General features: G+C 50.8%; 14 protein-coding genes and 2 pseudogenes. 8 read left to right on the forward strand and 8 right to left on the reverse strand.

The window, feature by feature from the left end; all coding sequences use genetic code 11:
- Positions 1 to 24 precede the first annotated feature (24 nt).
- Together A3SI_RS11535 and A3SI_RS11540 are read right to left on the reverse strand one after the other, a co-directional pair.
- Positions 25 to 720, reverse strand: a complete 696-nt coding sequence (locus A3SI_RS11535) for a YjjG family noncanonical pyrimidine nucleotidase (RefSeq protein WP_009056066.1) — start codon at positions 718 to 720, stop codon at positions 25 to 27.
- Positions 717 to 1,103, reverse strand: coding sequence for an ArsR/SmtB family transcription factor (locus A3SI_RS11540; protein WP_009056068.1), 387 nt, complete (start codon positions 1,101 to 1,103; stop codon positions 717 to 719). Before A3SI_RS11540 ends, A3SI_RS11535 begins: the two co-directional genes overlap by 4 nt.
- Positions 1,104 to 1,228: 125 nt before the next feature.
- Between A3SI_RS11540 and A3SI_RS11545 the strand changes: the two genes are divergently transcribed.
- Positions 1,229 to 1,885 carry a carboxypeptidase-like regulatory domain-containing protein gene (locus A3SI_RS11545; protein WP_009056070.1) on the forward strand — a complete coding sequence of 219 codons (657 nt, stop codon included), beginning with the start codon at positions 1,229 to 1,231 and terminating at the stop codon, positions 1,883 to 1,885.
- 266 nt (positions 1,886 to 2,151) lie between these two features.
- On the opposite strand, the gene A3SI_RS20890 is transcribed toward A3SI_RS11545, so the two are convergent.
- The 5 genes and pseudogenes from A3SI_RS20890 to A3SI_RS11565 all read right to left on the reverse strand — a co-directional run bounded on the left by A3SI_RS20890 (position 2,152) and on the right by A3SI_RS11565 (position 5,432).
- Positions 2,152 to 2,841, reverse strand: a complete 690-nt coding sequence (locus A3SI_RS20890) for a M24 family metallopeptidase (protein WP_238531732.1) — start codon at positions 2,839 to 2,841, stop codon at positions 2,152 to 2,154.
- Between the two features lie 4 nt (positions 2,842 to 2,845).
- Positions 2,846 to 3,580 carry an aminopeptidase P N-terminal domain-containing protein gene (locus tag A3SI_RS20895; protein WP_238531733.1) on the reverse strand — a complete coding sequence of 245 codons (735 nt, stop codon included), beginning with the start codon at positions 3,578 to 3,580 and terminating at the stop codon, positions 2,846 to 2,848.
- Positions 3,581 to 3,590: 10 nt separating this feature from the next.
- Positions 3,591 to 3,920: a YbjQ family protein gene (locus A3SI_RS11555; protein WP_009056071.1), complete on the reverse strand. Its 330-nt coding sequence runs from the start codon at positions 3,918 to 3,920 to the stop codon at positions 3,591 to 3,593.
- Positions 3,921 to 3,931: 11 nt separating this feature from the next.
- Positions 3,932 to 5,100: pseudogene (locus A3SI_RS11560) on the reverse strand (homogentisate 1,2-dioxygenase).
- Positions 5,101 to 5,237: 137 nt separating this feature from the next.
- Positions 5,238 to 5,432, reverse strand: a complete 195-nt coding sequence (locus tag A3SI_RS11565; RefSeq protein ID WP_009056073.1) for a CsbD family protein — start codon at positions 5,430 to 5,432, stop codon at positions 5,238 to 5,240.
- A gap of 1,450 nt (positions 5,433 to 6,882) precedes the next feature.
- Between A3SI_RS11565 and A3SI_RS21685 the strand changes: the two genes are divergently transcribed.
- The 7 genes and pseudogenes from A3SI_RS21685 to purN all read left to right on the forward strand — a co-directional run bounded on the left by A3SI_RS21685 (position 6,883) and on the right by purN (position 10,672).
- Positions 6,883 to 7,122: a DEAD/DEAH box helicase gene (locus A3SI_RS21685; RefSeq protein ID WP_262491784.1), complete on the forward strand. Its 240-nt coding sequence runs from the start codon at positions 6,883 to 6,885 to the stop codon at positions 7,120 to 7,122.
- Positions 7,122 to 7,394 (forward strand): annotated as a pseudogene (locus tag A3SI_RS20900) (ATP-dependent DNA helicase RecQ); the annotation flags it as partial. The gene A3SI_RS21685 and the pseudogene A3SI_RS20900, both read left to right, overlap by 1 nt.
- 100 nt (positions 7,395 to 7,494) lie before the next feature.
- On the forward strand, positions 7,495 to 8,370 hold the full coding sequence (locus A3SI_RS18325; RefSeq protein WP_238531734.1) for a RecQ family ATP-dependent DNA helicase: 876 nt from the start codon (positions 7,495 to 7,497) through the stop codon (positions 8,368 to 8,370).
- On the forward strand, positions 8,358 to 9,083 hold the full coding sequence (locus tag A3SI_RS18330) for an HRDC domain-containing protein (RefSeq protein WP_009056080.1): 726 nt from the start codon (positions 8,358 to 8,360) through the stop codon (positions 9,081 to 9,083). Before A3SI_RS18325 ends, A3SI_RS18330 begins: the two co-directional genes overlap by 13 nt.
- Positions 9,084 to 9,126: 43 nt before the next feature.
- Positions 9,127 to 9,528 carry a UbiA family prenyltransferase gene (locus tag A3SI_RS22760; RefSeq protein WP_316929182.1) on the forward strand — a complete coding sequence of 134 codons (402 nt, stop codon included), beginning with the start codon at positions 9,127 to 9,129 and terminating at the stop codon, positions 9,526 to 9,528.
- Positions 9,529 to 9,682: 154 nt separating this feature from the next.
- The gene (locus A3SI_RS22765) at positions 9,683 to 10,027 is read left to right on the forward strand and encodes a UbiA family prenyltransferase (RefSeq protein WP_316929183.1); all 345 of its coding nucleotides are present in this window, start codon (positions 9,683 to 9,685) and stop codon (positions 10,025 to 10,027) included.
- 54 nt (positions 10,028 to 10,081) lie between these two features.
- Positions 10,082 to 10,672 (forward strand): phosphoribosylglycinamide formyltransferase, encoded by a 591-nt coding sequence (gene purN / locus A3SI_RS11585; RefSeq protein WP_009056082.1) that lies wholly within the window; start codon positions 10,082 to 10,084, stop codon positions 10,670 to 10,672.
- Between the two features lie 81 nt (positions 10,673 to 10,753).
- Here purN and A3SI_RS11590 read toward each other — a convergent pair.
- Positions 10,754 to 12,000: sterol desaturase family protein (locus tag A3SI_RS11590; protein ID WP_009056083.1), on the reverse strand; the 1,247-nt coding region annotated here is incomplete at its 5' end.

The raw sequence follows: 12,000 nt of genomic DNA on the forward strand, positions 1-12,000 counted from the left end.
ACAGCATCTTCGGATTTATCCCTTTCAGAGAAGGGATTTCAGTTGATCCAACTGCCGGATGGTATGCGTCACTGGATGCTGGCAGCTGCGGCCATTCGGCGTATAGAAGACCCGGTCGATCCCGGCATTAAGGGCGCCGAGCATATCGGAATTCGGATTATCTCCTACCATCAGACAGGCCTCGGGGCGCGTCTGCAGGCGCTCCAGTGCATAGTCGAAAATCCTTCGGTCGGGCTTTTTATGGCCCGTCGTCTCGGAGGTGACCACCAGCTCGAAGAAAGGACTCAGTCCGCTGCTACGCATCTTCAGCGCCTGACTTTCATCGAAGCCATTCGTGATAATATGGAGCGGATAGCGGGGCTTGAGGTAGTGGAGCAGGTCGAGGGCATGGGGCATCAGGCCGGGCTGGCTGCTGGTCTGCTGCATAAACGCCTCTTCCAAGCCTGCCGGGACCGCCTGAGGATCCGCCTCCGCCACCTCGAAAATCCAAGGGAAGCGCCTTTGCCGCAGGCTCACCTTATCCACCTCGCCCTTATCGTACATGGCCCAAAGTTCAAAATTCACCTGATTAAAGGCTTGCAAAAGACGTTCAGGAGAATGAATTCCCCGCTCTTGCAGGCCAAACTGCCCATAAAGGGCATGGAGGGCATGCCGGACATTGGTGTCGTAATCCCAGAGCGTATGGTCCAGGTCAAAGAAAATGTGTTCGTAACGCTTCACTCGCTTCGGTAGGGGTTAGTATCTATTTTATTTTTTGCCAGCTCACGGTTGCTGTCCAGGATGCGGTACACCTCTTGGTCGCGGATGAGATGGACATCTTTCTGTATAAACTTAAAGGTCTGCAAAATGATTTCCTGCGCCTCCTCCAGCAGGTAGTAAAAAATCCACTGGTCCACCCGGCGGCTGCCGACTAGGCCCGCATTTTTCAGATAGGCCAGGTGCCGGCTGGTTTTCGTCTGGGTAAAGTCTAGAATCAATTCCAGGTCGGAGATGGTCAGCTCCTTGTTCTGGAGCAGCAGGTGCAAAATCCGTACCCGCGGCTCCTCCGAAAGACACTTAAAAATCCGCATCCCATAGCTGAGACTGATGTTTTTTAACCGCATTAAGATCTTTTAATCAATTTCCTGGCCTCAAAATAAGCAAATCATGCCGGAATTTCTTAATATTATAGATAAATTCGTGTAACGAAACCGAGCGGTTGAAATTACGTTACTTAAAATAAAAAGTGTTGAAAAAGTTATACCCCCATTTATTGCTTCTCCTCGGATTTTTCCTGACGGTGTCCTTTGCGCAGGCGCAAAGTGGCAGCGGGGAACAGCGGGAGCGGCGAGTCATCCAGTTATCGGGAGTGGTGCTGAATGCCGACAGCACGGATGCCGTGCCTGGGGTGAATATTTTCGTCCCTAAGAAAGGGCGCGGAACCTCCTCCGGACGATTTGGCTACTTCTCCATGCCGGTTTTAGAAGGCGACTCTGTAGTTTTTAGCTTCATCGGCCTGAAGCGGCAGACTTTTCGCGTGCCCGACCTGGTGACGGAAGATAAAATTAGCTTGATCGTTACGATGGAAGATGACGAGATGGGCCTAGCTGAAGTGGAGGTAATGCCCTATCCTACGGAAGAAGAGTTTAAGCGCGCCGTATTGGCCATGAACTTAGAAGATCCGCTGGCAGGAAACCGTGCAGGGAATATGAATCCAGAGACCTTGCTCCTCTATGCAGAGAATATGCCGGCTTCGCCAAATGAAAACTTCCGGGGCTTCTACCGCGGTCAGGGCATGCAGATTCAGGATCGCTACGGCCCCAGACCCTTTACGCTCCTAGACCCGATCGCCTGGTCTAACTTCATTAAATCCATTAAGCGGGGCGACTTGAAGAAGCGGGATTAGTGGGGCTTGGAAAGGACTCCTATAACCGAGACTTACTGCTTACATAATAGCCACGACAATAACGAAAACCCGGCACTTGCTGGGTTTTTTTATCTCCAGCCACCAACGGGTTCCACCCCAAAGTGAACATCATTGCCCTAAAATTAGTCCTCGGTAAAACTTCACCACAGTGGACATTCCCTAACGCTTACCATGATCAGTAAAAAACAAAAAAACGCACACCCCGAATCAGGATGTGCGCCACTGAAAAATCAAAACGCGCCCTTCTACTCTTTACCACCCCAGGAATCAGCAGAACGAGCACCGACACTCTGATACAACTGCTGCAAAACACCCTCCTGACGCATCAGCTCCTCTATCTCCGCCACCGTCTTGGGCACAAAGTCCGATAAATTCTCGAAACCTGTCTCCGTGATCAGCAAATTATCCTCTATCCGCACACCGATACCCCACCACTTGGGATCGCAGTCACTGCCCTCAGGGATGTAAATGCCCGGCTCCACCGTCAGCACCATGCCCGGCTTTAACGGATCATAGCCTCCACGATCATGCACATCCAAGCCCAAATGATGACCTAAGCCATGTGGGAAGTAGCGATGACGCTCCCCCTTCTGGATGATACCTAAATCTGCTAAACCCGCATTAATCACCTCCGAAGCCGCAGCACTTGCCGCTCGGAAGGATACCCCCGGCTTGATCTCTCGGAAAGCAGCCTCCATCGAGGCTAACACCAATTCATAAATCAACTTCTCCTCCTCTGTAAAGGTACCTGAAATCGGAACCGTACGCGTGATATCACCCGAATAGCCACGATACTCCGCACCTACATCCATCAGCATCAACCCAGCACGTAGATCCCGTTCCGAGTTGTACACATAATGTAAAATAGTGGCATTATTTCCTGCCCCGACGATGCTGCCATAGCCTACATCCTCAGCACCATATGCCTTATGCACAAACTCATGCACACCCCTGAATACGCCCGCTCGCTGACCCCTGCTTGATGGACTTGATCGCAGCACGATGCCCCTCGCCACTGATCGCGATAGCCTTTCGCAGCAGCGTAAGCTCCTCAGCAGTTTTCACCTCCCGAAGCCCACTCATCACCTGCTGAAAGGTACGCTGCCCGACGAAAGGATTCTCCTGAACCCCCTCTTTGAGCTTGCTCGTCATGGCGATCAGCCCCTTATTATGCCCCGGTTCGATAGGCCCTAAATCCTTATACACCACCTGAGAAAAGCTTCCCAAGTCGATCGGCCCCGGCTCCTGCAGAAAAGTTTCGTACAGAAATGCCGCTTCTATGCCCAGTTTTTCCTGCACCCCTTCCACACCGAGGCGCGTACCTTCCCACTGCTCGCGGGCCGGATCCCTACGCTGCACATACAGGAGTTCCGTGTAGGTCTTGCCCCCGATCTGCTGAGGCTGCTGAAAGAGCACCAGCGCAGCATTCGGCTCCCGAAAACCAGTCAGGTAATAAAAGTCCGAATCCGGCCGATACGCAAACTCCGTATCATTCGAGCGATTTTTCACAGGATTGGTAAACACGATCATCACCGCATGCTCAGGCAGAGCTGCCCTGGCCGCCTCCCGACGCTCCTTATGGAAACTGGCCGGCAGCCCGTCATCAAAATACGATTGCGCCCTGGCGCTAATTACAAAGCCAATAAGCAGGAGCCACAGAGTTATTTTTTTCATCTTCTTTCCGTTAATACGCATTGTTTTTCTCCACGCGGACCGCCGTTCCTGAGGCCGTAACCATCAGCATGCCATCCCGAATAGTCTCATAATCTAAGTCGATGCCCACGACAGCATTCCCGCCAAAAGCCCGCGCCTGAGCTTCCATTTCGGCCATGGCAGTGGATTTCGCTTCGCGCAAAACCCGCTCATAAGCGCCCGAACGTCCCCCGACAATATCGGTGATGCTCGCAAAGAAATCTTTGAAAATATTCGCTCCGATAATGGTTTCACCGGAGACTACGCCTAAATAGGCGGTAATGGTGTACCCCTCTAAACTGGGGGTGGTGCTTACGATCATAAAGTTTCCATTTAAGATTCAGAAGGTGTCCAGCTCATCGGATACGCGGCATCCACATACTGTAGTGCCTGTGTCGTCACATAGAGCGGTTTAAATGTATCCAGCATAACGGCGTACTCCTCCGTCGCTTTGGCGCCGATCGATTTCTCCACCGTGCCCGGATGCGGCCCATGCGGCAGGCCTCCCATGTGCAGGGTAAACGAGCCCCTATCGATCCCTTTTCGGCTCATAAATTCCCCCTCCGCGTAATACAGCACCTCATCAGAGTCTATGTTACTGTGGTTATAGGGGGCCGGAATGGCCAAAGGATGGTAATCAAAGAGCCTCGGAACGAAGGAACAAATCACAAAACCCCAGGCTTGGAAGGTCTGATGCACAGGCGGTGGCTGATGAATGCGCCCGGTAATCGGCTCGAAATCATAAATCGAAAGGGCATAGGGATACAAGAAGCCATCCCAGCCTACCAGATCAAAAGGACTGGTGGCATAGGTGTACGGATACAGCATGCCTCCTTTTTTAATATACACGGTGTAGGAACCTTTTCCGGCTCTGTATGCAGGGAACCGGGTGGGCGAATATCCCGCTCACAGTAAGGCGAGTGCTCCAGAAGCTGTCCGAGCTCATTGCGGTAGCGCTTGACCGTCTCGATCGGCCCCGCACTTTCGGTGATTAGCAGCCGCAGCGGCCCCTCCTCCCACTCAAAACGGTAAATCGTCGTGCGCGGAATAACGATGTAATCGCCTTTACGCACCTCCAGACGCCCGAACTGAGAGAAAAGCACGCCCTGCCCATCGTGGACGTAGATCAACTCATCCCCATCAGCATTTTTAAAGTAATGCTGCATCACGCGCTCCTCAGGAGCACAAATCCCCATCATGACGTCCCCGTTAATGAGCAACATCTGCCGCGCAGTGATATAATCTTTGCCCGTCGTCTCGATGCCTGCCGTCTTCAGGTGCGTTTGGCGCAGCCCATGCTCCTTCGCTGCCTCCCAGTGATACGGGATAGGCTCCCCGATCTGGGTCACCGCATTCGGGTTATGGATATGGTACAAGTTGGAATAAATGCCCGAGAAGCCCTTAGAGCTTACGAGCTCTTCCTTATAAAGGGAGCCATCCGGCTGACGAAACTGAATATGACGTTTCGGTGGAATCTCCCCGAGTCGATAGTAATAGGCCATAGCTTAGATATTGGGTTTATAGCTGATAGAGTAAATTTACATCATCAGCCGCAGAATCCAAACGAAGCACTTAAAAAGGGGCGGCGGGGCGCAAAAAAAACCGAACCTTAGCGGGTCCGGGTTAGCGGTGGCGTCTCTTATGCCTTATCGTCCTCACCGAAAAGGAAGGCCTCTAATTTTTCTTTGGCCTCCCCCGTCTTCTGCTGTAACTTACCGAGAAGCTGGTCTTCCTGCCCCTCCGCATAAGCTAGATCATCATCGGTGAGCTCACCATATTTCTCTTTCAGTTTTCCTTTTAATTCGTTCCAGTTTCCTTTCAGTTTTAGTGACATGTGTGTATAGTTTAAAGGTTGTTAATTGATTAAATATGTTTAGAATAGAGCAAACCCCTTGCCAGTTTATTAATTTTACCTGAATTTTAATGGAAAAAACCAGAAAACCCCTCCCGCCTTTCAGCCCAGAACTGGAAAACAAGCCCTCTAGATCCGATGAGAACCAAAGGACAAGATTCCCTAAAAAGACCTCGAAAAAGCGTCATCAATTCGCTTCTTGTGGTCTGGAAATTCCGGCCGATACTGCCCCCATGCCTCACCCAACCACGGGTGCAGGTTTCCTCTCTCGATTTGGCCAGTATATCCGATTGCCCGCCACACTTTGTCATAGTTACAAACGTAAGTACCTATTTTTCACATCGTAATTTGCCTTATCGAGGCTTCGTCACGGGTTCATTTTCATTCGGCTCCATCAGTACGCACCTAGGGGGATCAATGTCCCCGTTTTTCCTTACCGCTCACCATATACTGGTTTACCAATCATGCAGCGTAAGGTCGTTTGATAGCTGTCTCGGCAACCCCTCATCGGAGGGTCTCTCTATTGGTTAACCTATAGTCCTAATCCATTTCAAAGCATTTGACCCGCTTTTAAGGTTGACAGCATACTCTATTAAGACCTGCGATCCAATTTCCTTTTTATTGATCCTCTGAGAAAGTTTTTTCTTCTGAACATAAACTGAATCGTCAACCTGATAAGATATTGTAATGATTTGGGTAAATCCCATTCCTTTCGGACCATACCCAAGTGTATTTTCTGTAATCACTGCTTTAGCCTCAGCCGTTTTTGTCCATGGAGCAAATTGTAATATACCGCATAACTGTGCCTTGATCCAGTAAATGAGTCGCCAAAGACTGGCATCGTATACGTTCAGTAGAGGGTATATTAAATTAAACTAAAATTTTCTAAAAACCCAATGTAACTAGCGAACTTACGAGTCGCCTTACCCCCTTCATGGTCCCTTATACCTAAATCCCCGTAGTCTTGAGTCGTTTAACAGGCGCGCGAGCTTTTGGCCGGGAGGCCAAAAAGAAAGCAAACGATCAGAAACGAACATGAAAAAGAAAGCAAACGAAAGAAAACGAAAGCAATTTCGCTAAAATCGAAAGCAAACGAAAGAGAAAAGCCCAAAAATCGAAAGCAAACGATCACGCGTGTAGCGAAGCAAAGGCACCCTTAACAAGCGGTCAGGCACGAATACCTAAGAGATCAAATCTGTGCATAGAAAAAAATTAACACCTCTGAATTAGCGTAAAATCCCCATATTCTCTAGCCTCAAGACTGCTGTTGCATGTGCAAGGCTGCAATCCCCAATCCATATCCCCACTTTAATGGATTAAATTCGCTTAAAAGTGGATAAACTCCCTGCCAGTTTATTAATTTTACCTGAACTTTAATGGGAAAAACCAGAAAACCCCTCCCGCCTTGCACCCCAGAACTGGATGATTTATGATGGCTTCACCTTCTTCAGCACCGAACACCCTAAGCAGCAGCGATCCCCATGCACTCCTCGCGCATTACTATGGCTATACGGCTTTCCGAGGCGAACAAGAACGCGTCATCAGACACATCCACAGCGGAAAAGATGCCATCGTCCTCATGCCCACCGGCGGTGGTAAATCGATCTGCTACCAGATCCCCGCCCTTATGAAGCCCGGCTCGCCCTCATTATCTCGCCACTTATCTCCCTGATGAAAGATCAAGTGGATGCCCTAAACGCTAATGGCATCCCCGCTGCCTACTTAAATTCCACCCAAAGCCTCAGCGAGCAGCGCTTTATCAGCTCGGAAGTCGAAAACGGCCGCATAAAACTGCTCTACGTAGCACCAGAACGCCTCCAAAGCGGAGATATGGCCTTCATCGATTTTTTAAAACGAGCAGACCTCCATCTCGTCGCCATCGACGAAGCGCACTGCGTCTCCCAGTGGGGGCACGACTTCCGGCCCGACTACCTGAACATCGGCAAGCTACGCCATCACTTTCAGGAAATCCCCTTCATCGCGTTAACGGCTACCGCCGACAAAATGACCCGAAAGGATATCGCCGAAAAACTGGGACTCCAAAATGCCACCTGGTTCACCACCTCCTTCGACCGAAAAAACATCACCTACCACGTCCGCAGTAAAAGCGAACTGGGAAGAGCAGCTGCGCGATTTTTTACTCGACAAACAGAAAAGCTCTGGCATCATTTACTGCCTCTCCCGAAAAAATGTGGAAGATACCGCCGAGCTCGTTCGAAGCTGGGGCTTCCAGGCACTCCCCTATCACGCCGGCCTCCCGAAAGAGCAGCGCGAGCAGCATCAGCAGGCCTTCATTAAAGACGAAGTGCCGATCATAGTGGCTACCGTGGCCTTCGGCATGGGCATCGACAAGCCGAACGTCCGCTACGTCGTCCATGTCAGCATGCCCCAAAACATCGAAGGCTACTACCAAGAAACAGGCCGCGCCGGAAGGGATGGCCTACCCAGCGAAGCCCTCCTTTTTTATGGCGTATCCGATGTCATCATCCTCGAAAAAATCTTAAATAACGGAGAAAACGCCGCTTTTAACGCCACCATGCAGCAGAAGCTGCAAAAAATGAAAGGCTTCTGCCTAGCCAATACCTGCCGCAGACGCTACCTCCTCGGCTACTTCGGAGAGCAGCTAACGGAAGACTGTGGCAACTGTGACCGCTGCTTCGCGAAGAGCCGATTAGAGGATGTCACCGTCCCCGCGCAGATGCTGCTCTCCGCCATCGTGCGCACCGGGCAGCAGTATGGCTTGCAGCACCCCATCCTCGTACTCAGAGGTTCGAAAAGCGCGAAAATAAGCGAAGAACAGCGGGCCTTAAGCTTGTATGGCATCGGAAAAGACAGGCCCGAGCAGTTCTGGCGCAGCCTCGGCGAGCGCCTACAGGTGGAAGCTACCTCGCCGAAGCAGGAAAGGCCTTGCCCTTACTGAAGCTCACCGAAAAGGCCTGGGAAAAGCTAAAACGCAAAGAAAAAATCATGCTCCCCATCAGTGGTGAGGCACTTCGGGACGCGGTTCGTGACAGCCAAAGCAGCACAAAGGCAGAAATCCACGAAGATCTTCTCGACGAACTGAAAATTCTCCGCGTCAGCCTCGCAGACGATTATCAAGTGCCCCCTTACGTAATTTTCGGAGACAATACGCTCCAGGAAATGGCCACCGTACTGCCCCAGTCTACCCCTAGCCTCCTCCGCATCACAGGAGTAGGTGAGGTAAAAGCTGAAAAATACGGCGCCCGCTTCTTGTCGCTCATCTGTCGCTATGCAGAAAAGCATCAGCTGCCCGAAAAACGGCATTCGTTGAAAGCGAAAAATTCCGGCGCCAGTGCGGGGAAGGGGGCTAGCGCCAAAGGAGCATCCTCTGGAACCGTTTTGGCCACGCTACAGGAGTATAAAAAATCGCACAACCTCTACAAAACAGCTTCAGCGCGTAATTTAAGCCTAAAAACAGTGGAAAGCCACCTCGTGACCGCCGTGCAGGAAGGGCTACTGGAAGAATCTGAGTTCTTATCGAAAGACGATGTATTAACCATACGCCTGCAGGCTCGACGGGAAAACTCACGCCGACTTACCCCACTTAAAGAACATTTTCAAGAAAGATTTTCGTATTTTCAGCTGAAGATAGCCCTAGCGAATGAGCAATAAGCCTGCGAAAAAGCGTACCTTTAAGCCTTGAGCCAGCGACCACATGGGAAAGACACTCACCTTATCCGGCCTCTTTCGGATCAGTAGACCCTACAATCTTGTCATCGTGGGTTTTGCACAGTTTATGACAGCACTCTGCCTGGTGGAAACCAGCCGCCAGGGATTACCTGTTGTTCAGGACCCCAACCTCTACCTCTTGATTTTTTCTACCACTATCCTGATGGCTGCAGGATATGTCATTAATGATTACTACGACGTTAAAATCGACTATATCAATAAACCACGAGAGGTCATCATCGGAAAGGGCATGAAAAGACGTGTGGCACTGCTCCTCCATACTACGCTCAACCTCATCGGCATCGGTATCGGCGCCTCATTAGTCCACGCATCGCTGTCCTGCATTTTGTCGCCTCCTTCTTACTGTGGCTATATAGTAACAGCCTAAAAAGACTTCCCCTCTGGGGCAATTTGGTCGTGGCGCTCCTCACAGGGGGCAGCATCTGGATCGTCGGCTATTACTATCAAAAAGCAGAGCTCATCGTATTGACTATGCCCTGTTTGCCTTCTTCCTAAACCTCATCCATGCCATCATAAAAGACATCGAAGACCGGCAGGGAGATCGGAAGCATGGCGTGCGAAGCATCCCGATTGTATTTGGCTTTCGAAATACGAAGCGCGCCATTTTTCTCATCGCCTTTATTTTTATCGCCGTCATCATCATCGTAACCATAAAAATCAACAATCCCCTTCTCTTTTATTACTTCGGCGGCCTAGGCATCTTTTTCTTGTACTACCTCTATAAAATCTACCGCGCGGACCGCAAAGCCCATTTCAGCCAGCTCAGCCTCTGGTCGAAAGTGCTCATGCTCGTAGCATTCTCAGCATGCTCTTTCTCTAAGTCCGAAAMCCTATCTGCCCCCCTCCACGTATTTTTTCACCTGTAGGAAAGGTTTTTCGCCTAAAAACCCCATTTTTGTCCTCTATCCGCTTAAAAACCTATGCTCGTGAAGAAAATCGCTATCCTAGCCTCCGGAAGTGGCAGCAATGCCGAAAATATCGCCCGCTACTTTAAGGGACACCCCACGATCCAAGTTGCACTCATCGCAAGTAACAAAGCCGATGCCTATGTCCTGAAACGTGCAGAACAACTCTCCATAGAGGGGCTGGCCTTCAGCAAAAGTGACTTGCAGTCTGGAAAACTTTTAGAAGAACTCCAAAAAAGAGCTATCGACTGGGTCATTCTGGCGGGCTTTTTACTCCAAATCCCCCCTCACCTGATCGCCGCCTTTCCAGAGCGCATGCTCAATATCCATCCTGCCCTGCTGCCCGCCTACGGAGGAAAAGGCATGTATGGCCACCATGTTCACGCAGCCGTAAAGGCGGCGGGAGAGAGCCATACCGGCATCACCATTCACCTCGTAAACGCGGCATACGATGAAGGAAAAATCTTATTTCAAGCAGGTGTCGCCCTGTCTCCAGAAGATAGCGTGGAAACCATAGCAGAAAAAGTCCATGCCTTAGAATACCGCTTTTTCCCGGAAGTCATCGAGCGGCAACTACTCGGCACCACAGCCTCCGACGAAACGTAATGCCTTACAGGTCTCGACGATTTCCCAACAGGAACCCACTCAGCAGCCTACTTGAAAACATCTACTTCGAAAAAGAGGCCGTTAAGCATCCTTGCTTAGGCGCGCCGCCACCACTTCAGGACCTTTCCTTTGGCCGGAGGCCGAACCTACAGACGCCAGCAGGGGCGCAGAGCGCAAAGGCCCAGAGGCCTGATCCGAGCCCGAAGTACCGAGCAAATACCAGCTAATCACGGGGGAAAGGGCAAAATACGTCAGGATCAGATAAGAGGCTCCGGGGAAAAACTGATCCAAATGAAACCAGCTGCCCATACGGAAGAAAATTCCGAGTGCAGCCAGGAGCCGTAGCCCATCCGCCCACAAGGCAAAACGCGCACGATCCATCAAAGTGGTGTAAGCGAAAACAGAAAGCATCAAAAAGCCCCCATAAAGCAGCACCTCGCCATACTGAAACTGAACAAAGGCGATCAACACGTGGAAAACAAGGGCAAAATTGAGCAAAAACTGGATCCAAGACCAGATAAAGAGGGCTTTAGAGGGCTGGCTATCGTACTTCACCTGCTGATGGGCATCCTTCCAATACTGAATCGGATAGCGCTCCACCACATCTGCCGGGCGCCACCCCGTCGGCATAAACCAAATACGTGCCTTATCCCGCCAAGACTTCGTCCGATAAGCGTCCTGAATTAGCCCCCAAAAATGCTGATAGTTGATCCAAATCGGATTCCACGTATTCACCGGCTTTTTCACCCCATACACGGGCGGCTCCTCTGGCAGTTCCTCCTGAAAGGTGCCGAATAACTTGTCCCAAAAGATGAAAATTTGGGAAAGGTTTTTATCCAAGTAAACGTCATTGATCGCGTGGTGCACCCGATGATGGGAGGGCGTGACGAGGATATACTCTAAGAAGCCCATCTTATCGATCAGCCGGGTATGGTACCAAAACTGTGCAAAAAGATGAATCGGCGCCACCAGGGCCACCACCTCCGCAGGCACCCCGAGGAGGGCCATCGGAATATATAAAAAGAAATAGATGCCGATAATGGAGGAAATAGACTGCCGCAGCGCGCAGCTCAGGTTAAACTCCTCACTGCTGTGGTGCACGATGTGCCGGTTCCAAAAAGCATTTACCGTATGGTCAAAACGATGGCTCCAGTAGCCCACAAAATCCATCCCCACGAAGGCCAGCAGATAGACCAGCCAGGTACTTTCAATCGAAAAAAGTGCCACCCGATCCACCATCCAGCCATAGGAGACCAGGACGATGGATAGGCCCATCAGATTTTTAAGCGTATTCGTCATCCCCGAACTGAGACTGACCAAGGCACCAT

It is taken from the genome of Nitritalea halalkaliphila LW7 (genome assembly GCF_000265075.1).
Taxonomy (GTDB): Bacteria; Bacteroidota; Bacteroidia; order Cytophagales; family Cyclobacteriaceae; genus Nitritalea; species Nitritalea halalkaliphila.